24 protein-coding genes and 1 pseudogene are annotated in these 22,889 nt (G+C 30.9%); 21 read left to right on the forward strand and 4 right to left on the reverse strand.

Annotated features, from left to right (window positions below):
• Positions 1–140 precede the first annotated feature (140 nt).
• The 6 genes from A9G07_RS05735 (at position 141) to celB (ending at position 6,271) form a co-directional block, all read left to right on the forward strand.
• Entirely contained in the window at positions 141–1,571 is a 1,431-nt protein-coding gene (locus A9G07_RS05735) for a 6-phospho-beta-glucosidase (RefSeq protein WP_065734378.1), read from the forward strand.
• Between the two features lie 25 nt (positions 1,572–1,596).
• Entirely contained in the window at positions 1,597–1,914 is a 318-nt protein-coding gene (locus tag A9G07_RS05740; RefSeq protein WP_065563107.1) for a PTS cellobiose transporter subunit IIB, read from the forward strand.
• A 133-nt stretch (positions 1,915–2,047) separates the two neighbouring features.
• On the forward strand, positions 2,048–4,054 hold the full coding sequence (locus tag A9G07_RS05745) for a BglG family transcription antiterminator (RefSeq protein WP_065734379.1): 2,007 nt from the start codon (positions 2,048–2,050) through the stop codon (positions 4,052–4,054).
• Positions 4,055–4,056: 2 nt separating this feature from the next.
• Complete coding sequence (locus A9G07_RS05750) at positions 4,057–4,398, forward strand: PTS cellobiose transporter subunit IIA (protein ID WP_065734380.1); 342 nt, start codon at positions 4,057–4,059, stop codon at positions 4,396–4,398.
• 11 nt (positions 4,399–4,409) lie between these two features.
• The gene (locus A9G07_RS05755) at positions 4,410–4,907 is read left to right on the forward strand and encodes a hypothetical protein (RefSeq protein ID WP_065734381.1); all 498 of its coding nucleotides are present in this window, start codon (positions 4,410–4,412) and stop codon (positions 4,905–4,907) included.
• Between the two features lie 14 nt (positions 4,908–4,921).
• Positions 4,922–6,271, forward strand: a complete 1,350-nt coding sequence (gene celB, locus A9G07_RS05760; RefSeq protein WP_065734382.1) for a PTS cellobiose transporter subunit IIC — start codon at positions 4,922–4,924, stop codon at positions 6,269–6,271.
• A gap of 118 nt (positions 6,272–6,389) precedes the next feature.
• Here celB and rplI read toward each other — a convergent pair whose 3' ends face one another.
• From rplI to rpsF, 4 genes are read right to left on the reverse strand one after another with little or no spacing between them, the layout of a single operon-like run.
• The gene (gene rplI / locus A9G07_RS05765; protein ID WP_065563077.1) at positions 6,390–6,839 is read right to left on the reverse strand and encodes a 50S ribosomal protein L9; all 450 of its coding nucleotides are present in this window, start codon (positions 6,837–6,839) and stop codon (positions 6,390–6,392) included.
• Positions 6,840–6,861: 22 nt separating this feature from the next.
• The gene (gene rpsR, locus A9G07_RS05770) at positions 6,862–7,089 is read right to left on the reverse strand and encodes a 30S ribosomal protein S18 (RefSeq protein WP_025314965.1); all 228 of its coding nucleotides are present in this window, start codon (positions 7,087–7,089) and stop codon (positions 6,862–6,864) included.
• Between the two features lie 4 nt (positions 7,090–7,093).
• Positions 7,094–7,405 carry a primosomal replication protein N gene (gene priB, locus A9G07_RS05775; RefSeq protein ID WP_065563076.1) on the reverse strand — a complete coding sequence of 104 codons (312 nt, stop codon included), beginning with the start codon at positions 7,403–7,405 and terminating at the stop codon, positions 7,094–7,096.
• A complete protein-coding gene (gene rpsF / locus A9G07_RS05780) occupies positions 7,389–7,772 on the reverse strand; it encodes a 30S ribosomal protein S6 (RefSeq protein ID WP_034882519.1) in 384 nt (127 codons plus the stop codon). The genes priB and rpsF overlap by 17 nt, the downstream gene beginning before the upstream one ends.
• Before the next feature lie 357 nt (positions 7,773–8,129).
• Here rpsF and A9G07_RS05785 point away from each other — a divergent pair, with 357 nt between their 5' ends.
• The 15 genes and pseudogenes from A9G07_RS05785 to A9G07_RS05855 form a co-directional block, all read left to right on the forward strand.
• On the forward strand, positions 8,130–8,477 hold the full coding sequence (locus A9G07_RS05785) for an HIT domain-containing protein (RefSeq protein WP_065734383.1): 348 nt from the start codon (positions 8,130–8,132) through the stop codon (positions 8,475–8,477).
• Positions 8,478–8,482: 5 nt separating this feature from the next.
• Positions 8,483–9,088 (forward strand): penicillin-binding protein activator LpoB, encoded by a 606-nt coding sequence (locus A9G07_RS05790; RefSeq protein WP_065734384.1) that lies wholly within the window; start codon positions 8,483–8,485, stop codon positions 9,086–9,088.
• On the forward strand, positions 9,088–10,134 hold the full coding sequence (gene nagZ, locus A9G07_RS05795) for a beta-N-acetylhexosaminidase (RefSeq protein ID WP_065734385.1): 1,047 nt from the start codon (positions 9,088–9,090) through the stop codon (positions 10,132–10,134). The genes A9G07_RS05790 and nagZ overlap by 1 nt, the downstream gene beginning before the upstream one ends.
• A complete protein-coding gene (locus A9G07_RS05800; RefSeq protein ID WP_218060007.1) occupies positions 10,115–11,356 on the forward strand; it encodes a sigma 54-interacting transcriptional regulator in 1,242 nt (413 codons plus the stop codon). The genes nagZ and A9G07_RS05800 overlap by 20 nt, the downstream gene beginning before the upstream one ends.
• Positions 11,357–11,488: 132 nt before the next feature.
• Positions 11,489–12,565: a DegT/DnrJ/EryC1/StrS family aminotransferase gene (locus tag A9G07_RS05805; RefSeq protein WP_218060008.1), complete on the forward strand. Its 1,077-nt coding sequence runs from the start codon at positions 11,489–11,491 to the stop codon at positions 12,563–12,565.
• A gap of 31 nt (positions 12,566–12,596) precedes the next feature.
• A complete protein-coding gene (locus A9G07_RS05810) occupies positions 12,597–13,295 on the forward strand; it encodes a WbqC family protein (RefSeq protein ID WP_065734388.1) in 699 nt (232 codons plus the stop codon).
• Positions 13,296–13,329: 34 nt separating this feature from the next.
• Positions 13,330–14,229, forward strand: a complete 900-nt coding sequence (locus tag A9G07_RS05815; protein WP_141677479.1) for a hypothetical protein — start codon at positions 13,330–13,332, stop codon at positions 14,227–14,229.
• Entirely contained in the window at positions 14,222–15,493 is a 1,272-nt protein-coding gene (locus tag A9G07_RS05820; RefSeq protein ID WP_065734389.1) for an ATP-grasp domain-containing protein, read from the forward strand. The genes A9G07_RS05815 and A9G07_RS05820 overlap by 8 nt, the downstream gene beginning before the upstream one ends.
• Positions 15,494–15,497: 4 nt before the next feature.
• Entirely contained in the window at positions 15,498–16,625 is a 1,128-nt protein-coding gene (locus tag A9G07_RS05825) for a polysaccharide pyruvyl transferase family protein (RefSeq protein ID WP_065734390.1), read from the forward strand.
• A 116-nt stretch (positions 16,626–16,741) separates the two neighbouring features.
• The gene (locus A9G07_RS05830) at positions 16,742–18,874 is read left to right on the forward strand and encodes a rhamnan synthesis F family protein (protein WP_065734391.1); all 2,133 of its coding nucleotides are present in this window, start codon (positions 16,742–16,744) and stop codon (positions 18,872–18,874) included.
• A 63-nt stretch (positions 18,875–18,937) separates the two neighbouring features.
• Positions 18,938–20,005: a dTDP-glucose 4,6-dehydratase gene (gene rfbB, locus A9G07_RS05835; RefSeq protein ID WP_065734392.1), complete on the forward strand. Its 1,068-nt coding sequence runs from the start codon at positions 18,938–18,940 to the stop codon at positions 20,003–20,005.
• A gap of 8 nt (positions 20,006–20,013) precedes the next feature.
• Positions 20,014–20,898 (forward strand): glucose-1-phosphate thymidylyltransferase RfbA, encoded by an 885-nt coding sequence (gene rfbA / locus A9G07_RS05840; RefSeq protein ID WP_065734393.1) that lies wholly within the window; start codon positions 20,014–20,016, stop codon positions 20,896–20,898.
• Entirely contained in the window at positions 20,889–21,425 is a 537-nt protein-coding gene (gene rfbC, locus A9G07_RS05845; protein ID WP_065734394.1) for a dTDP-4-dehydrorhamnose 3,5-epimerase, read from the forward strand. Before rfbA ends, rfbC begins: the two co-directional genes overlap by 10 nt.
• A gap of 3 nt (positions 21,426–21,428) precedes the next feature.
• Positions 21,429–22,298, forward strand: a complete 870-nt coding sequence (gene rfbD, locus A9G07_RS05850; protein ID WP_065734395.1) for a dTDP-4-dehydrorhamnose reductase — start codon at positions 21,429–21,431, stop codon at positions 22,296–22,298.
• Positions 22,299–22,301: 3 nt separating this feature from the next.
• Positions 22,302–22,889 (forward strand): annotated as a pseudogene (locus A9G07_RS05855) (hypothetical protein); the annotation flags it as partial.

Raw genomic sequence — 22,889 nt, forward strand, 5'->3', positions numbered from 1 at the left:
CTAAATATGTCCTAATTATGTTTAGGACATTCCAGCAATGCATATCTATTTTCCTTATCAATACGGAAAATATTGGTTCGTAATTCGATTTTTTTCCTTTTATACTTAACTTGAATTCTTAATAATACGGGTGCTTGATTATGAATAATAAAGGTTTAGCAAAAGATTTTTTATGGGGAGGCGCTGTTGCTGCTCATCAATTAGAGGGTGCTTGGCAAGCTGGTGGTAAGGGGCCTAGTGTTGCCGATGTGATGACTGTTGGATCGCCTAAAAGTTATCGAAAAATTACCGAAGGAATCATTCCTGGTGAGTATTATCCTAATCACGAGGCTATCGACTTTTATCATCATTATAAAGATGATATTAAACTCTTCGCTGAAATGGGGTTTAAATGTTTTCGAACTTCGATTGCTTGGACTCGAATCTTCCCGAAAGGTGATGAGCTTGCACCAAATGAAGAAGGGTTGAAGTTTTATGATGATCTTTTCGATGAATGTTTAAAATATAATATTGAGCCGGTTGTTACCCTTTCGCACTTTGAATTACCTTATTATTTAGTTACCGAATATGGTGGCTTCCGTAATCGTAAATTAATTGATTTCTTTGTTCGCTTTGCTGAGGTCTGTTTTGATCGTTATAAGAATAAAGTGAAATATTGGATGACCTTTAATGAGATCAATAACCAAGCTAATTTTAATGAAGATTTTGCGCCTTTCACTAACTCAGGTATTTACTACAAAGCAGGTGATAACCGAGAAGAAATCATGTATCAAGCTGCACATTATGAATTAGTTGCAAGCGCAAAAGCGGTGCAAATAGGTCATGCTATCAATCCTGATTTTCAAATTGGTTGTATGATTGCTGTTGTGCCAATCTATCCAGAAACTTGTAAACCAGGTGATATCTTAATGGCTCAAAAAGTCATGGAACGTAAGTATTTCTTTACTGATGTTCATGTTCATGGTCAATATCCTAATCATATTATCAAATACTGGCAACGCAAAGGCTTTAAATTAGACGTGACAAGCCAAGATCTCGAAGTATTAGAAAACGGTACAGTCGATTACATTGGTTTTAGTTATTACATGTCTAATGCGATTAGAAAAAAATCAGATAACTATGAATATAATGAAAAAACCGATTTAATTGGTAATCAATACGTTAAAAAATCTGATTGGGGTTGGCAAATCGATCCGGAAGGTTTGCGCTACACACTAAATTGGTTAACTGATATGTATCATTTACCGCTTTTCATTGTGGAAAATGGATTTGGTGCATATGATAAAGTTGAAGCTGATGGTAGTGTTCATGATAGTTACCGTATTGAATATCTTCGAGAACATATTAAACAAATGAAGTTAGCGGTTGAAGAAGATGGTGTCGATTTGATGGGATATACTCCATGGGGTTGTATTGATTTAGTGTCAGCTGGAACGGGTGAAATGGAAAAACGTTACGGCTTTATCTATGTTGATAAAGACAATAAAGGTAATGGAACCTTAAAACGTAGTCGTAAAGATTCATTTGCTTGGTATAAAAAAGTCATTGAGTCAAATGGTGAAACCTTATAACGATTGAAATTCATTAGGAGAAGTTATGAAAAAAGCGTTAATTATTTGTGCAGCGGGTATGTCATCATCACTTATGGCCAAAAAGGTAACTGAATTTTTTGCTAGTAAAAATGTACCTATTGAACTTGATGCGGTATCTGCAACTGAAGGTAGTAATAAAATTAAAAATAGTGATTTTTCACTGTTTTTAATTAGTCCGCAAACCATGATGATGTTTGATAAATTAAAAGCATTAGGTGATGAAGTGGGTAAACCTGTTGTGAGTATTCCTTTTCAGGCTTATATTCCAATTCAATCTGGTATTGAACAATTGGCTAAATTAGTTGAGGACAATATTAATTAAACTTAGGAAAATCTGAGTTCTACCCTTCTTGATGTGATTGTTTAATTTAATAATCGCATCATAGAAGTGGCTTATATTTTAATGACTTGATCTTTTAGGATAATTTTCATTAATAGTTAAGGTATAGTAGATAATGATAAAACAAAAACAACGAGAACTTATTAGTTTATTAATTCGTTCTAAAAATGGATTTAAAAGTAGTCAAGAACTCGCGGAGGAATTATCGTTATCAGATCGTACTGTACGTACTTATCTTAAAGATTTAAAAACATTAATTGAACGCAATGGTGGTAATATTGTTAGTAAACAAGGCTATGGTTTTCAACTTGAAATATTTGACCGAACTGTATTTAATTTATTTTTGATTGAACATCATTTATTAGATAAAAATATTGAGCAATCCCAATGTCGGGAAGCGAGTGAACGAAAGCACTATATTCTTAATTTATTATTACTTGAAAGTCAAAAAATTGATGTTGAAGCATTATCTGAACAGCTATTTATTAGCTCATCCCAATTGAATAAAGATATTGCAGAAATAAAATCTCAATTACAACCTTATGAATTAACACTGAAAAAAAGCCATTCTTTAATTTATGTTGATGGTGAAGAAAGAGCTAAACGTCATTTTATTATGAGTTACTTTTTTCATGAGGATTCAATTAACTTTTTACACCATTTATCCTATTTTAATCAAACATGTGAAGCAATTAGTTTCGATACATTAACTATCATTATTTTAGATGAATGTCGTGAAGCGAATATCAAATTATCTGATGTAATGATTCAAAATATAGTCTTACATTTGTCGTTAAGTATTAAACGATTACAGTCGGGGCTTTCAATCCAGAATCTTGATTTACTTGTTTCAGCTGATTCAACTATTGAATATCAAGTTGCAAAACGAATCATTACTCGTATTGAATCAATAATTGGTTTTCATTTCCCTAAAGAAGAGCAGATGTACCTTACGCTACATTTGATGAGTAAATCAAATTTAATCCAAAACGATCTTGATGAAGAACTCGGCTCTTCATTAACTAATTTACTTTTAAAAATAGAACAAGAAACAGGCTATCCTTTTTGGCATGATGAACAGTTGAAAAATGGGTTAATTCAGCATTTAAAACCAATGTTAGTGCGTTTAGCTCAGAATATAAAATTAGAAAATCCTCTAATAGATGAAATTAAAAGCCAATATGGTGAAGTTTTTGGGTTAGTTAAACATTATTTCAATCAACTACCCAATTTAAATAAATATGACGTCATTGATGATGAGTGGGGGTATTTAGCACTTCATTTTTTAGCATCACTGGAAAAATTAAAAAATGAACAGAAAGCTAAAGTATTAATTATTTGCGCAACAGGGCTTGGTAGTGCTCAATTACTTAAAAACCGAGTTGAAAGTGAATTTGATGAGCGAGTAAAAATTATAGCAACACGTGGTTACTATGAAATCGAACAAGAGATGTTAAATGACATCGATTTTATTATTTCTTCTGTCGATTTATCGTCCAAAGTATTTAAAGTACCAGTATTTCATGTTTCTGTATTTTTTTGTGAAGAAGATGTTCAAGCAATTCGCCGATATCTTTCTCATAGACAAATCCCCAATTCATCATTACCAAAGAATTCATTACCAATTGATGATAAAAAAAAGAATCATTCAAAATATATAGCTCAGGTATTTGATGAAATTGCCGCTGATTATTTTTACTTGTGTTCCAATAAACCAACTAAACAAGCTGTGTTGGATCATTTGCTTGATTCATTATCTATCAATGAATCAAAAAACTTTAAGCAAGAGATGAAAAAACAGATGGAAAAAAGGATGACGTTAGGTGAAATAATCTTTAGTCCAACCATAGTGGTTCCTCATCCAGCTATTCCAGTCGGTAAGATAGCCAAAATAGCGATTGCTGTTATTCCTGAAGGGGTGAGTTGGGATATAAATTATCAAGATGTTAAGTTTATTTTCATGATTTCTCCCTCAATTTACCAAAATTCCAACTTAGCTATGATGACCAAAGCGATTGTCAATTTAATTGATGATTTAGCTATGCAAAATGCAATGTTAAAAATTACAGATTTTAATCAATTCAAATCTTACTTTATCCAATTAATTGAAAAAGGAGCGTAGCAATGACTGACATAATGAGCTCGGAGGATATTCAAATTACTGCTTTCAATATCATTTTGCATAGTGGTAATGCCAAAACCAAAATCCACCTTGCATTTAAATCGATGAGAGAGGCTAATTTCGAACAAGCAACTCAGCTACTAGAAGAAGCGAATCAAGAGATTTTAGAAGCGCATAAATCTCAAACTCAATTACTTCAATCTTATGCGAGTGGGACTAAAATTGAGATGGAAATCATTATGGTTCATGCTCAAGATCATTTGATGACGACGATGACATTGAGAGAAATTGCTATTGAAATGTCTCATCTGTATCAACAAACATATAAGTTATCAAATAAATAAAGAGGTTTGAGATGAATAAACCACTAAAAAGCCAACTTAAATTACATAAAAAAGTCAGTTTGACTAACCTCTATTTTAATCGCTTTTTAGCGGTTCGTTATGCTACAGCATTTTTTCTGTTTATTAATCTCTATTGGGCAGTTTTTTTGATGGGAAGTTTATCTATAGCTATCGTGCTACCACTTATGCTCATAATACTTGCTACGCTAACCAGTTTTGAGCAAATTAAACTTTATCGAAATCATAAAAACCATCTACGCTATGCAAGTTTATTTTATCAAATAATGTTGATATCTATCATTGCGTTAATTGTTTCGATATTGACTCCATTATTTCACTTTTTCTTTCCATTCTTAAAAAATTCACAAGAGGCTATAAACATACTATTGGGAATAATGTTAACAAGTTTAGTTTTTACAATTCTTATATTAATAAAATTGAAAAAAATCGAACGTAATGAGGATAAACATTTTAAAAGAATTCAAGCATATCAAGAAATCATTAATTAAATGAGGAAAACAAAATGAATACCGGATTTGTGTTGTTACAAAAATATCTAATGACTCCGATGGCTAAAATATCGCAGTTTAAGATTGTTAGGGCAGTAATGGCAGCGGGGATGGCATCAGTTCCTTTTTGTATCGTTGGGTCGATGTTTTTAGTATTTAATACATTACCAATGACATTTACTGGATTAGAAACCCTTTTCCAAAATACCATTTTCAAAGTAAGCGATCTTTACATGATTGCGAATACAGCGACAATGGGTATATTAGCGCTTTATTTTAACATTGTAGTTGGTTATGAATTAACCAAAATTGAGGAAGAAGAAACCGGTTTAAAAGTGAATGCGCTTAATGGTGCTATGTTGTCATTATTTGCTTTTATTATGACTTTACCGGAATTAGTTATGCAAAATGGTTCAATGGTATTGCTTAGTGATCAAATTCAAGTCTTTAATGGATTACGTTTACAACCATTTATTTTCCGATTAGGTACTTCGGGTATTTTTATTGCAATTGTAATGGCTATTGTGGCAACACAACTTTATTTTCTCTGTGTACGTCGTAACTGGGTGGTTAAAATGCCTGAAACCGTTCCATTAGGTGTATCACGCTCATTTACTGCACTAATTCCAACCTTTGTTATTGCTTTCACAGTTATTATTTTAAACGGTATTTTAATTTTCTTTGGTACTGACATTTTTGATATTATTGGTGTTCCATTTACCTTCGTAACCAATTTAACTAAAAGCTGGCTTGGTATTATGGTCATTTTATTTTTAATTCATGCGCTTTGGGTTGTAGGTATTCATGGTGCAAGTATTATCGGTGCTTTTATAACACCAATAATGTTGGCTAACATGAATGAAAACGTTGGTGGTGCTCATATTCCATTTGCGGGAGAGTTTAACAATTCTTTGGTTATTTTAGGTGGTTCAGGTTCAACACTGCTTATGACTTTCTTTATTGCTTTTTGTGCTAAGTCGAGTCAATTGAAAATTTTAGGTCGAGCCTCAGCAGTTCCTGCAATCTTTAATATTAATGAGCCAATTATTTTTGGTATGCCGATAGTTTATAACCCATATCTTGCCATACCATTCTTATTAGCGCCAATGGCTTGTGGTACTCTAGGTTATTTCGCTATAAGTAGTGGTTTTATGAATCCTATTATTGCGCTAGTGCCTTGGCCATCACCAATGGGATTAGGGGCATTTATCGGTACTGGGGGTGATTATCGTGCAATGTTTGTTGCGATACTTTCAGCAATTTTAGCTTTGGTGATTTATTTGCCATTTGTCAAAATGTACGACAACAAGCTTTATAAAGAAGAACAAATCAAATCAGAAACGGAAGTTCAAACTGAAGAATAAATCATAAAATCGTTTAATGAATTATTTTTGTTAAAGTAGTAAAGGATTTAAAAAATAGATTGATATAATAAAAAACCCGTTATAGTAAACGGGTTTTTTTATTGCAATTATCTGATGATTATTCAGGAATAATCTCAACAATAATTTTAGCAAAAGCTTCGCTATGTACTTGGAATAACACTTCGTGTTCACCAGTAGTACGTAATACACCATTTGGCAGGCGAACTTCGCTTTTTGATACTTGAATACCACGAGCTTTAACTGCATCAGCGATATCACGAGTACCAATTGAACCGAATAGACGACCTTCATCACCCGCTTTAGAAGTAATAGTTACTTTACCTAATGCATTGATTTCAGATACGCGCTCTTCTGCGGCTTTTAACGTTTCTGCTAGTTTTGCTTCTAATTCAGCACGACGCGCTTCAAAGAATTCAATATTCTTTTTAGTCGCAGGTACTGCTTTACCTTGTGGAATTAAAAAGTTACGAGCATAACCCGCTTTAACATTAACTTGATCACCTAAGCTGCCTAAATTAGCAACTTTATCGAGTAGAATAATTTGCATTATATGTTCCCTCTGTTGCTAATTACTGATGGTTGTCAGTGTATGGTAATAATGCCAAGTAACGAGCGCGTTTGATAGCGCGAGCTAATTGACGTTGATATTTTGCGCTAGTACCAGTGATACGGCTTGGTACAATTTTACCACTTTCTGTGATATAGCTTTTTAATAAAGAAACATCTTTATAATCAATTTCTTTAACGCCTTCTGCTGTAAAACGGCAGAATTTGCGACGACGGAAATAACGTGCCATTTGGCTATTCTCCTAATAGTTTAATTTGGTCAGCATGTAAAACTAATTGACTGGTTTTATCTCGTTTAGTATGTGTGCTGATAAAGCCACTTACTAATACTTTGCTGCCTTTTTTAATACTGTAACTTAACTCTTGTTGTCCACTGACAATAACTGGCATTGTGCACCATGCTTGTCTTGGGAATCCTGCTTCGATTTGTTCAGAAACGTGTTCTAAATAAAACTGGCAGTGTAAAATCCCACTGGGACTCATTTTTTTTATCGGGGTTTTGGTAACCAAACCCGACAAAACTAAACGATTATTCTTCTGAATCATCGTCCATGTTTACATCGCTATAATCTTCTTCTGAACTACGACGTTCATCTTTAGCTTTTAGCATAGGTGATGTTTCAGTTACAGCGTGTTTTGTGCGCATAATTAAACTGCGAATTACTGCATCATTGAAACGGAAGTTATCTTCAAGTTCATTGACTGCTTCTTGAGTAGCTTCTACATTCATTAACACATAGTGTGCTTTATGCAGTTTTTCGATAGGATAGGCTAATTGGCGACGACCCCAATCTTCTAAACGATGGATTTTTCCACCATCAGTGGTTAATGTACCAGTATAACGTTCAATCATACCAGGTACTTGTTCACTTTGATCTGGGTGAACCATAAATACAATTTCGTAATGACGCATTATCGCTCCCTACGGATTAATCAGCTTTCTGTCGGGGCAACCGCAACCCATTGAAAGCAAGGAACATGAAAATTAAGCGGTTGAAATCGACGGCGCATTATATATCAAATTAATCTCTTTAACAAATGAATAAGTTATAAAAATACGATTTGGCTATTTACGAGCAAAATATAGTCTTAATCATCAAAAAAACGGCTACTAGCTCCCCCAAAAACCCCGTTCCTCAACTTTTTTTATCAAAATATGAAGCATAAATATAAAAATGTAACGATATCTATACATTTTTGTCATTAAAGTATGCTATTCTTAACAGAATAAAAATTTAAAATTAATAGCTATTTTTTAGGGAGTGTTTATATGGCTGAAGAAACCATTTTTAGTAAGATTATTCGCCGTGAAATTCCTTCTGATATTGTCTTTCAAGATGATAAAGTTACTGCATTTCGAGATATTTCGCCTCAAGCTCCTACACATATCTTAATTATTCCCAATAAATTAATTCCAACCATAAATCATATAGAAGTGTCTGATGAAGCTTTGCTTGGTCATATGGTGGTAGTGGCAGCTAAAATTGCCAAGCAAGAAGGTATTGATGAAAGTGGTTACCGTTTAATTATGAATTGTAATAAGGATGCGGGACAAGAAGTCTTTCATATTCATATGCATTTATTAGGCGGTAAGAATTTAGGGCGATTAATAGGTTAACTTATATGAAACAGTTTAAACGTACCGCAGTAATTAGTATGCTGGCTTTAAGCTTGGCTGGTTGTCAACTTTTAGGTTCTAATCAAAAAACTGAAGTTAAAGCCCCAATTGAAACACCGAGTGATCCTGGTGTAGTAGATACGCCTCCACAGATTGCAAAGACAATTGATTGGAATACAATTTTATCACCACTTGTAAATAAAATAATGCAATCTTCATCCTCAATTGAAGGCAATAAAGTTTTGTTGATTAGTGATATTCAAAATCGCAGTGGAGATTATTTAGCAACAAATCAGATTGATCAAACGTTACATAGCTTAATGAATAAACAAAATCTTTTTACTGTCGCTGATAGGCAATCTATCAACCGAGCCAAACAAGCATTAGGTATTTCGGCTGATGATAAACTTGTATCACGAAGTAAAATGATAGGCTTAGCAAAATCAATGAATGCTGGATATGTGCTTTTTACTACACTTTATAAATCTCCATCAGAAAATGATAATGCAAACCTTTCTATGGAGTTACTTTCAACGCAAACTGGTGAAATTTTACAACGGGTAACATCAAAAGATGTGCCATCGGATAATGTTCAAGGGGCTGCGGAGTAATGGGGCCTTTATTGATTGATGTGCAAGGAACATCGTTAACTAATGATGATGTAAAGCTTCTACAAAATCCGTTGGTTGCAGGTATCATCTTATTTAGTCGTAATTACGAAGATCCAGAACAATTAACTGAACTTATTAAACAGATTCGTGCTACCACATCTGAGCGTTTATTAATTTCGGTCGATCATGAGGGGGGGCGAGTTCAACGCTTTAAAAAAGGTTTTACCCATATTCCTCCTGCTCAATCATTCGCATTGCTTAATGATATCGAACAGGCTAAATCATTGGCCTTCGATGCTGGCTGGTTGTTGGCTATAGAATTGATTGCCTATGATATCGATCTTAGTTATGCGCCGGTATTAGATTTAGGCCATGAGTGTTTAGCAATAGGTAATCGATCCTTTCATTCAGACATCAATATTGCTTATCAAATTGCATCATCTATGATTGATGGTATGCATTGTGCAGGGATGAAAACAACGGGTAAACATTTTCCCGGTCATGGTCATGTGATTGCTGATTCTCATAAAGAAACACCAATTGATCATCGATCTAAAGCACTTATTGAAAATGATATGCAGATCTTTGCAAAATTGATCGTAGAAAAGAAACTTGATGCCATTATGCCTGCTCACGTCATTTATCCTGAATTTAATGATAAACCAGCTAGCGGATCAGCATTTTGGCTTAAAACTGTATTACGTGAACAATTACATTTTAATGGCATTATATTTTCGGATGATTTATCAATGGAAGGTGCAGCGATTTTAGGTAATCATGCTCAACGAGCAGAAGCTGCACTTAATGCTGGTTGTGATTTATTATTGGCATGTAATAACCGCAATGGCACATTAGCTATTTTAGATGCGTTGACTAATTTAAATAAAAAACAATCATTACTAACTGATAAAGCAAAACAGTTATTGACGACAACTAAAATCAATTGTGTTGACTTAATTAATAGCCATGAGTGGCAAGTTCGTCATAACAATTTAATGAAGTTAAATGAAAAGTGGGAAAATTATAATGCAAGCAGCCATCATTGAAATCGATAATAATTCAAAACTGTTGGCTTATAATAATGTAGCAAAAGCGCTATTTTCTGTTAATTTATTGAATTTAAATCAAAAATTTGATTATCAAAATGTATTTAATTTGGATGCAGCATTCAATTTAGCTCAGCATGATGATGCTATTATTGTTTTAAATTCGCAGTATTTTTTATTGCAAAAAGTCCGTGAATCATTCAAAATTACTTTTGTTTTACAACCGGTTGAATATTTAAAAAGACGACTATCAAAAATCAATGTTGTTGGCAGTCATGCTTTTGATATTTTTGCCGTTCAAAGTCAAGCTATGCAAAAGTTGATTGCTCAAGCTAAAGCATTTTCGGTGCAACGAGAACCATTACTAATCACTGGTGAAACTGGGACTGGTAAAGATTTATTAGCTAGCGCATGTCACCAATATAGCCCTAGGGGTGATAAAGCTTTTTTAGGTTTAAATTGTGCAGCAATGCCCGATGATGTTGTTGAAAGTGAACTTTATGGACATGCAGCAGGCGCTTATCCCGGAGCAGTTGAAAGTAAAAAAGGTTTTTTTGAGCAAGCAAATGGTGGTTCTGTATTACTTGATGGCATTGATGAGATGTCATTCCAAATGCAAACCAAATTATTACGTTTTATTAATGATGGATATTTTCGAAGAGTAGGTGACGATAACGAAGTTTACGTTGATGTTAGAATCATCTGTGCGACTAAAGTTGATTTAGCTGAGTTAGTGGAACAAGGAAAGTTTAGGAAAGATCTTTATTATCGCTTGAATGTATTGTCTTTAAATTTACCTTCACTAAAAGAGCGCAAGGATGACATAGAACCACTTACTCATATTTTCATTGATGAATTTGCTAATAAGCAAGGTATTACACCGCCAAAAGTGAGTCAGGATGTTATTCCTTACTTAACGCAATACTCTTGGCCAGGTAATGTAAGACAGCTTAAAAATGTACTTTATTCCGCATTATCTCAATTGACATCATCACAATTAACAGTAAAAGATATTGTTCTACCTACGATAACATCGACCCAAGTTTCTTGGATCAATGATATCGAAAATAAAACACTTGATGAAATGACCAAACAATTCGAAAAAGAAGTTTTAAAAAGCTTGTATACCGAATATCCAAGCTCTAGAAAACTCGCAAAAAGATTGGGTGTATCGCATACTGCGATTGCTAATAAGTTGCGCGATTATAAGATAGGGAGGTAAAGTGTTTTCTTATGTAAATATTATTAAATTATTTTCTATATTTTTAAATTTAATATAAGATGTGTAAATAAAACTAATGGTTGATATTTTTTTAGGTAACTAAAAACATCCTTTTTATGTGTGAGGTAATTAGTGAGTATTTATGTAACAAAATCTTTTATGCCAACATTTCCTGAATATTCAAATATACTGAAAAGTATTTGGGAAAGAGGCGTATTAACTAATCAAGGCCCTTGTGTTCAAGAATTTGAATTTAAAATGAAAGAATACTTAGATGTAAGGGATTTTCAATATTTAAATAATGGTACAATTGCTCTTCAATTAGCTCTGAATGCTCTAGATATTACTGAAGGTGAAGTTATAACAACTCCCTTTTCTTATGTTGCTACTATTTCCAGCATTTTATGGGAGCGTTGTACTCCTGTATTCGTAGATATAGAAGCAGACAATTTCACCATTGATACACAAAAAATTCGATCTTCCATTACTAAAAAAACTAAAGCAATTATGGGGGTGCATGTTTTTGGTTATGCGTGTAATATTGAAGAAATCGATTTAATTGCACAAGAATATAATCTTAAAGTTATATATGATGGTGCGCATGCTTTTGGCGCAAAATATAAGGGAAAATCTTTACTTTCATATGGCGATGTTTCAACAGTCTCGTTTCATGCAACTAAATTATTTCACACTGTTGAAGGTGGAGCTTGTATTATTAAAGATCCTGAAGTTAGTAAGAAATTAGATTTAGCAAAACGTTTTGGTCACAATGGCGATATACATTATCAATTAGGTATAAATGGGAAAGCATCAGAGTTTCATGCAGCTATGGGACTAGCTAATTTCCCTTATATCAATTCCATTATTTCTGAACGTAAAAATAGTTCTATACTTTATGATAAATTACTAGATAATTCATTAGAGCGTCCTAAAACTCAATTAGAATTAGAATATAATTATGCCTATTATCCTGTTCTTTTTAAATGTGAAGATGAACTTCTAAATGTTTTTGCTGCTTTAAATAAAAATGATATTTATCCAAGACGTTATTTCTATCCAAGTTTGAATCAATTACCTTATTTAAGTTATAAAAAATGTGAATTCTCTGAGGATGTATCGAAACGAATAGCATGTTTACCACTTTACATGGGACTTAAAGCTGATGAACAAAAGATGATTGTAGATATTATAAGAAATATTGCTGATTGATTTTAAAAATTTAAATCTTGGAAGGAAAGTGATGAAAATTGGTATAATGCAACCTTATTTTTTCCCTTACATGGGATATTGGCAATTAATTAATGCTGTAGATAAATATGTTATTTATGATGATGTGAATTTTATTAAAAATGGTTGGATAAATAGAAATAATATTTTATTAAATGGGAAAAAATATCTAGTAACTTTACCTTTAGATGGAGCGTCATCTTTCTTGTTAATCAACCAAATTAGAACTACCAGTAAAACAAAAGATAAAGAAAAAGTTTTAAAAACAATAGCACAGTCCTACAAAAAAGCACCTTATTTTGAAAATGTTATCTCTATTGTTGAAAATACTATAATGAACGAAAGTAAATTTATTTGTGATGCATTAATCTATTCAATTAAAAGTGTTATAAATTATCTTGATATTAAAACTGAGATTCTTATATCCTCTGAATTAGATAAAGATAATTCTTTATCATCTGAAGACAAAGTTATACATATATGTAAATTATTGAATGGTAATAATTATCTAAATGCTATTGGAGGGCAAGAGTTATATAATAAATCAAATTTTGAAAAACAAAATTTACAATTGAGTTTTTTGAAAATGAATCAACAAAACTATAAGCAATTGAGTAATGATTTTGTCCCAAATCTCTCAATGATAGACGTTCTGATGTTCAATTCTCCTTCTTCTATTAGAGAAATGCTTAATGATTATGAAGTCATGTAATTATTCGATAGGTGGTTATTTCGAATTAGAATGTATGAATAATAATTTTTATTATTCTAATGCAATATTATTAAATTCCGGTCGAAATGCATTAAGATATATAATTAAGGTGTTTGAAATAAAAAAATTATTTGTTCCTGCATATACTTGTGTAGAAGTGATTGAGTCCATTAAATTGGAAGGTTGTACTCTAGAATATTACAATCTTAACGAACAGCTTTTACCTACCATATCTTTTCAATCTAATGAGTATATTCTTTATACTAATTATTTTGGTATATGCGGAAATAATGTGACAAAATTAAATGAGATATACCCTAATTTAATTGTAGATAATTCTCAAGCTTTTTATTTTACTTCCAAAAGTTTAGCCGCCTTTTATAGTCCTAGAAAATTTTTTGGATTACCTGATGGTGGAATTTTATTTTGCCAAAAGGAATTAGATGAAACGTTAGATGAAGACCATTCTCATGAACGTTGTAGCCATTTATTAATTCGTTGGGATGAGGGTGCGGAAAATGGTTATCCATATTTTAAATCAAATGATGAAAGTTTAAAAAAACAACCAATAAAATCAATGTCGAAATTGACTAAGGCTTTGATGAGTAATATTAATTATCAAAAAATTAAATATAAGAGGATAGATAATTATAAAATTTTAGATAAATATTTGAGAAATTCAAATGAATTAATATTTGATTTGTCTGAAAATGATGTACCTATGGTTTATCCTTATTTTATAAAAAATAATAAAATTAGAGATAAGTTAATTCAAAATCGTATTTATGTTGCTAAATATTGGCCAGATATTGAAAAATTGCATCCATTAAATTCTTATGAGAAGCATCTGCAAAATTATTTATTACCTTTACCAATAGATCAACGTTATAACGAACAAGATATGAAAATAATTTTGGAGGTTATTTTTGGCTAAGATTAATGTTTTAATATTTCCTGCTGGTGAAATTAATGCAATTGAATTGCACGATGCTCTGTCGTCATGTGTAAATATTCAAGTTTTTGGTGCTTCATCAGTTGAACGTCATGGAAAATATGTTTTTCAAAACTATATATCCAATGTACCGATGATAAATTCACCAGTTTTTATTGATAAATTCAATGAATTATTAATTACAAATAAAATAGATGTAGTATTTCCAACACATGATTCAGTCGCAGATTTTTTTGCTGCTAATCAAGATAAGATTCATGCAAAAATTGTTGTGGCTGATAGTAGAACAGCTGCAATATGTCGTGACAAAGAAAAGACATATGAGTTATTTAAAAATTATGATTTTTGTCCACAGGTTTTTCAAGAAATTAAAAAATACCCTATCTTTATAAAGCCAAAACAAGGGCAAGGAGCCGTTGGCACTTGTCTGATCAATAATGTAAATGAATTACCTCAAGATTTAAGCGATTATGTAATTTGTGAGTACTTGCCAGGTATTGAATACACCGTTGATTGTTTAACTGATTTGAATGGAAAATTATTGTTTATTTCACCTCGTTCAAGACAAAGATTAATGGCTGGTGTAACCGTTTCAGGTCAGAATGAAAAGCTAACACCAGAAATTGAAAAAATAGCCAATATTATTAATGATAATTTAACATTTAAAGGATTATGGTGGTTTCAAATTAAAAAAGATATTTGTAATAAATGGAAGTTACTAGAAATTTCTACTCGTTGCGCAGGGACAATGTGTTTAACTAGAGCTAAAGGGGTAAATCTTCCTTTATTAAGTGTTTATATTCTAATGGGGTATGAAAATATTTCGATTATTAATAACAACTATGATATAAAAATGGATAGGGCTCTCATATCAAGATACCAAATTAATTATGACTATAACGTTGTTTACATTGATTTTGATGATACAATCACTTGGAATAATGGTGTTAATTTGAAGGTTATGTGGTTTTTATATCAATGTCAAAATTTAGCTATAAGAGTTAATTTAATAACAAAACATATCAATGATATTTATAATACTTTAGAAAAGTTATCAATATCTGTCGGTTTATTTAATGAAATCATAAAAATAAATCCTGATGAACATAAATTTAGATATATAAATCCTGATAAATCTATTTTTATAGATAATTCTTATAAAGAGAGAGTGGATGTGTCGAAAAAATTAGGTATCCCCGTTTTTGATATAGATAGTATTGATGTATTAATGGATTGGAGAATGTAATTAAATGACGCAAATTTTATTTAAATCCCATCAAGAAATACGAATCGCATTAATGTCTGTGGCAGATATACGGAATTATGGCGATACATTGTTTCCTTTTATTGCCAGACAAGAAATATTGAAACGATTACCTGATGCAAAGATACGTTTTTTTACCCCTACTAATACTATTATTGAAGGGGAAACTTTTTATGGGTATTCTATAGAAAACTTAGACGATTTTAGACCAACCTCAATAATAGTTGTTGGGGGTGAAGTTATTCATAAATATGATGAAATTGTTTGGCATCAAATGTATAAAAATATCGATTCTTCAGTTGTTTCTAATAATGTATCTGATACCTTTTTTGAGTGGTTAGATTATCCTGCTTTTAAAGCATGGTTCTCAGTAGGAGTACTTTATTTCAATGATGAACACAAAATAAATCTTAATAATCTCATTAAATTAGATTATATAGGTGTTAGGGGGATTTTAAGTAAAAAAAATCTGGAAACAGATATATTAACGTCTGATAATAAAATTTATATGGTTCCTGATATAGGTTGGATATTTAATCGATATTTTTCTGATTATAAGAAATATTTGCAAATTTTAGAGCACAATTTAAACCTTTCTCTCTTAGATAAAAAATATGTAATATTTAATATTAATCATACTTCAATTCAAAAACATGAAGTTGAAAAAGTAAGAAATAGCTTAAATAACTTTGCTATTAATAATGATTGTAAAATACTTTTATTGCCAACTATAAAATCATACAAAGATACTGATGATTTAATGAATTTTATTACAAGTAATATTTATTTACTACCTGACTATTTATCATTAAAAGAAATGGGTTCTTTGCTGATGGGGGCATGGTTTTATATTGGTTCATCTCTTCATGCAGCTATTACGACTATGTCCAACTATAAAAATGCTGCAATAATTCATAATGTTCAATTGACAAAAATTCAAGATCTCTTTGCGCATTCAATGAGAGTAAAATTTTTCGACGATAATTGGTTGCATATTGAAACTATGTTGGAAAAATTAAAAGAGCAACCTTTACTATCATTAAAAAAGTACGTAGATTTTATGTCTACAAATATTGACGAAAAATTGGATGAATTGTGTAATAAATTGAAATAATTCAATTTTCCATTAATGTATTATGGTTTTATTTAATTGTACTCATTAAAATAAGTAAAATAATATATTAATTTGATAAATTGGTTCATTTATAAATGAAAATAAAAGGAAGCACAGTGAAACGTATCTGTTTATTTGCTGGGTATAACTATAATAATAAAATATCAGAATATGTTGTAGACTATATTAAAGAATTGTCTAATTATGCTGATATATATTATTTAGCTGATGGTATTTTACCACAAGAAGAATTACTAAAAATTACACCTTTTATTAAATCTGGATGGATTTTAAATCATCATAAATATGATTTCGGTTCTTATTCGGAGTTAGCAAAAAATTATGTAGGATGGGAAATAATTGAAAAATATGATGAACTCATATTAGCTAATGATAGTTGCATGTGTGTTAATTCATTTGGTCCAGTTTTTCAAAAAATGGATTCAGAAAATATAGATGTATGGGGGCTACTGTTTACCGATGAAACAAACACAGAACAGACTTTTGATAGTTATGATTATCTGAAAAAAGATGAAAATCGTACTAAAGAACTATGTTTGGGAACTTATTTTATAAGCATTCGATCTTCATTTTTCAAAACTGAAAAATTTAAGAATTTTTTGAATTCAGTTGAAGTATTAAATAGCAGAGCAGAAGTTTGTGCACGCTATGAAAGGGGTTTTTATTTATTATTATTAGAAAATAAATTAAAAGTTGCTAGTTATTGTGAACGAGTTTATCGATACTCTACAACATATATGAATGAAGCTTTCATGCTGATCAAAAATGGTTTTCCTTTACTGAAAGTCAGAATATTTGTTGACAATATTGGACAAATAAAGAATTTGGAAAAATTATCAAATATTATTAATAAGTTTTGTGATTTTCCTTTCCTACCTTATATATATAATATAAGAAACGAAAGAAATGTTATTATAAATAATAAGGAAATTAATAAAAATGTAAAATCCTTTAAATTAAGAAACATAATTAAATACATATTTCCTATGTTTATGCAAGATTTTTATCATTTTGTTAGGAATAATTATAAAAAAAATAAAAAGTCTAATACAATTTATAAAAATTTAGTTAAATATTTTACTCCTAAGTTTATTCACGATTTTGTTAAATTACCAAAAAAAATAAAAAACATTTATAGGAACAAATTACGAATTTCCCTTAAAGAACGGCCTCCATATGGAGGATATTATCCTTGTCATATTAAAAATTATTCAGAAATTCAAAATAATAGATTAAATAAAGCATTAGAAAATTATAATGGTAATATTGTGATTTTTTTCAATGTAATGCGGGAGGTGTTATCGGGAGGAATGTTATCTATTGATAGATTAACTCAGCATGCATCTGCCATGATGAAAGATGTAACTGTTTTACAATCAGGACTGCCATTAAATAATGCGATAATTGATAATCCCTATTTTGATTACTCCATAATGCCTGTATCTTTTAAATTTTTAGCAAAAAAGGTACAACCAAAAAAATTATTATTAAATATTCCGGAAGGTTTCTTACCTGATTTTATTTGTGATCTTACAGAGGATGAAAAATTATGGCTTTGGTCTATCCCCGATTTCCAAATAAATATTTTGAATCAGTCTGATGAGTTAATGCCGCCAATACACTTTATTGAAGAGGCAAGATTGCTTTGTTGTGATAAATTAACAATTACTGCTGCTCACCAGAGGTATTGTAATAAAGAAAATAAATATAATTGCCCAATGTATTTGTTAACTCCATTTTTACCTGATTTTTATTTAAGCACGTATGAAGAAAAAGAGAAAATTATAGTTTTATCGCCAGATATAAATGAATATAAAGAATCTATTGTAACTTTACTGAAAAATGAATTATTAGATTTCCAATTTATCACTGTCAATAAAATGAAATTAGAAGATTACAAAAAACTAATATCTAAAGCAATGTTTACAATTACCTTTGGGGAAGGATACGATGGTTATTTCATTGAACCAGCTTTGAGTGGATCAATATCTTTTGCCGTTTATAACGAAATATATTTTCCAAAAAAAATTTGTAAATTAGATTCTTTATATTCTTCTTGGAATGAAATGAAACAAAATATTGTTAATGACATTAAAAAATATGTAGCTAATCCTGTTGAGTATAATTTAATGTCATCTTTACTCAGAAAAGAAGTAAAAAAATATACAAATGATGATCTTTCTAATAGTAATTTACAAGAATTGTACTTAAGGTTTATGAAAGATTAAAGCTAAGAGAAACAGTTTAACTGAATATTACTAATATTAAATAATTATCTTAAGGATAGAATAATGAAATTGATTATTACAGGTGGTGCTGGTTTTATAGGTTCTGCTGTTGTACGTTATATTATTGAAGAGACAGAACATGATGTATTAGTTCTTGATAAATTAACTTATGCAGGAAATTTAGAATCTTTAGAAAAAGTATCTAAAAATAATCGCTTTCATTTTAGGAAAGTTGATATTTGCGATCGAAAAGCTATTGACAAAATTTTGAATGATTTTAAGCCTGATATAATAATGCATTTAGCTGCTGAGAGTCATGTTGACCGTTCTATTGATAATCCATCAATATTTATTGAAACAAATATAATTGGCACATACACGCTTTTGGAATCAGCTTTAGCATATTGGCATAGTTTAGAAAAAGACAAAAAAAATGATTTTCGTTTTCATCATATTTCTACTGATGAAGTATATGGTGACTTACATGGTACCAATGATCTATTTACTGAAAGAACGCCTTATTCACCAAGTAGCCCTTATTCAGCTTCAAAAGCTTCAAGTGATCATTTAGTCCGTGCTTGGTATAGAACATTTGGTTTACCTACTATTATTACGAACTGCTCTAATAACTATGGGCCGTATCATTTTCCTGAAAAGCTAATTCCTCTAACAATACTTAATGCAATTGAAGGCAAACCGTTACCTGTTTATGGAAATGGTCAGCAAGTAAGGGATTGGTTATATGTTGAAGATCATGCTAGAGCACTTTATTTAGTTGCGACTAAAGCCATTGTAGGTGAAACCTATAATATTGGTGGGCACAATGAACAAAAAAATATTGATGTTGTGAATATAATCTGTGACTTGCTTGAAGAGTTAGTGCAAATTAAACCTAATGGTGTTAATCACTATAAAGATCTAATCACGTATGTAACTGATAGACCTGGGCATGATCAGCGATATGCAATTGATGCATCAAAAATATATAAAGACTTAGGATGGCAACCTCAAGAAACTTTTAAAAGCGGAATGAGAAAAACAGTACAATGGTATCTAGATCACAAAAGTTGGTGTGAGCATATCAAAGATGGTACATATATAAGTTCGCGACAAGGGATAATCAAAAAATAGGAATATTTATGAAAGGTATAGTGCTTGCAGGTGGTTCAGGAACCCGTCTTTATCCTATAACTCGAGGTGTATCTAAACAGTTATTACCTATTTATGATAAACCAATGATTTATTATCCATTATCAGTATTAATGATAGCTGGGATTCGTGATATTTTAATTATTACAACTCCGGATGACATGCCTATGTTTCAACGATTATTAGGTGATGGTTCTCGCTTTGGAATTAAACTAAGTTATGCAGTACAAGCAAAACCTGAAGGTTTAGCTCAAGCATTTATTATAGGTGAGGAGTTTATTCAAAAACAACGTTGTGCTCTTATTTTGGGAGACAACCTTTTTTTTGGTGAAAGTTTTGGTAAAAAGTTAGAGAAAGTTGTAGCTAACAAAGTAGGAGCGACTATTTTTGGTTATCAAGTCGTAGATCCTGAACGTTTTGGGGTTGTAGATTTTGATATAAATTTCAAAGCACTGTCTATTGAAGAAAAACCCATTAAACCGAAATCAAATTGGGCTGTGACAGGACTTTATTTTTATGATGAAAATGTAGTCGAGATGGCAAAACAAGTTAAGCCATCGAGCCGCGGAGAATTAGAAATAACTACACTTAATCAAATGTATTTAGATTCTGGATTATTGAATGTTGAGATCCTTGGTAGAGGATTTGCTTGGCTTGATACAGGAACACACGACAGTTTACTTGAAGCTTCATCATTTGTCCAAGTCATAGAAAATCGACAAGGATTAAAAGTTGCCTGTCTTGAAGAAATTGCATATCGTAATGGTTGGCTTACAGCAGAACAAGTTAAAGAGGAAGCTGTGAGTTCTAGTAAAACATTATATGGACAATATTTGGCTAAATTAATTGAGCAAAAGGAGAGTTCATGGAAGTAATTACAACGGATATTCCTGATGTAAAAATAATTAAACCTAAAGTATTTGGTGATGAAAGAGGATTTTTTTTAGAAACTTTTGCATTAAAACGTTATCAACAAACCCTTGAAATTAATGAATTAAATTTTGTTCAAGATAACCATTCTCGTTCACAAAAAGGTGTATTAAGAGGTCTTCATTTCCAAACAGAAAACCCTCAAGGTAAACTTGTTAGAGTTGTGAGGGGAGAAGTTTATGATGTAGCTGTTGATATCCGCAAAAGTTCGCCTACATATAGTAAATGGGTTGGCGTTAATTTATCAGAAGAAAACAAAAAACAGTTTTGGATTCCACCTGGATTCGCTCACGGTTTTTTGGTCTTATCTGATGTTGCTGATTTTGAATACAAATGTACTAATTATTATGATCCCAAATCTGAGAAATGTTTATTATGGAATGATCCTACCGTTAATATCGATTGGCCAATTAACAATCCAATATTATCTGATAAGGATAGACTTGGTAAAACATTTATGGAGTTATTCTAGCTAATGAAAGTTTTGTTAACTGGTGCTCAAGGTCAAGTAGGACAGTGCTTTTGCGATATATATCCTAATAATTGGCAATTGATTACTGCAAATCATTTTGAACTGGATATTAGCGATAGATCCAATGTCGAAAAATGGATTGCTAAATATAAACCAGATGTAATTGTGAATGCAGCTGCATATACTGCTGTTGATAATGCTGAAACTGAATACAATTTGGCTTATAAAGTTAATGTTTTTGGTCCAGAAAACTTGGCTTTAGCGGCAAAAAAAAATAGAGCTAAATTCATCCATATTTCAACGGATTATGTTTTCGACGGTTTAAAAAAATACCCTTATACAGAAGATGATTTGACAAATCCTATCAATGTCTATGGTAAAACAAAGCGAGAAGGTGAAATTGCTGTTTTGAGAGTTGATTCATCTGCAATAATAATTCGTACATCTTGGGTATTTAGTGAATATGGAAATAATTTTGTAAAAACTATTTTAAAATTAGTTAATCAGAATACTGAATTATCTATAGTAGATGATCAGATTGGATGTCCAACCTATGCAGGAGATCTAGCTGAGTTGATCATTAGTATTATCGAAAAAAATATTGTAGGGGGTATTTATCATTATTGTGGTAATAAATCTATGTCTTGGTATTCATTTGCCAAGCAAATAGTAACGATAGCTATAAATCAATGCAAATTGGATAAGATACCGGAAGTTTTTCCTGTTAAAACCTCATTTTTTCAATTCAAAGCAAAAAGACCAAAATATTCTGTTCTTGACATGAAAAAACTAAATCAATATGGTATTTTTAGTTCAGATATGGTTGAAAAACTTGAACTTTGTATAGCTAAAATTGAATCAATTAAGGATTAATGTATGACTATTTATTTTGCCGAATGGAATGCTGACTATGAAAAATATATGGTTAATACCCTTAAGTCCGAGTACGATGTTGTACTTTTTAATAAATTAATGAAACATTTTAGAAATATTAATTTAAAACTTGATAAAAATAACCTTCCTCGACATTGGTTTATAAAATTTCATCAATTTATAAAATTAAGAAAATTGAAATATGATGATATCTTATTATGTAGTGGTTTTGGTGTTTCAGGATTTATAGACTTAATTAAAGATGTTAAATGCCATCGAGTTTTGGTGTTAAGAGATACTATTGATGTATTAAACGATAGTATGAAAAATAAAAAAAAATGGTTAAAAAAGAATGAAGATTATATAAGTAAAATTACACCATATTTTGATAAAATTTATAGTTTTGATTTTAACGATTGTAAGAAATATAGCTTTACATATTTGAACCAGTTTCTTCCTTTTACATATTCAGAAATGAAAAAATTGCGAGCCGAACAATATAATAAATCTAATATTATTAAAACATGTTTTTTCATTGGAGAGTATTGGGATAATAGAGTTGAAGTGATTAATAAAATCGCTCCTATTTTG

The sequence above is a fragment of the Gilliamella sp. wkB72 genome, from assembly GCF_001693745.1.
Classification (GTDB): domain Bacteria; phylum Pseudomonadota; class Gammaproteobacteria; order Enterobacterales; family Orbaceae; genus Gilliamella; species Gilliamella apicola_E.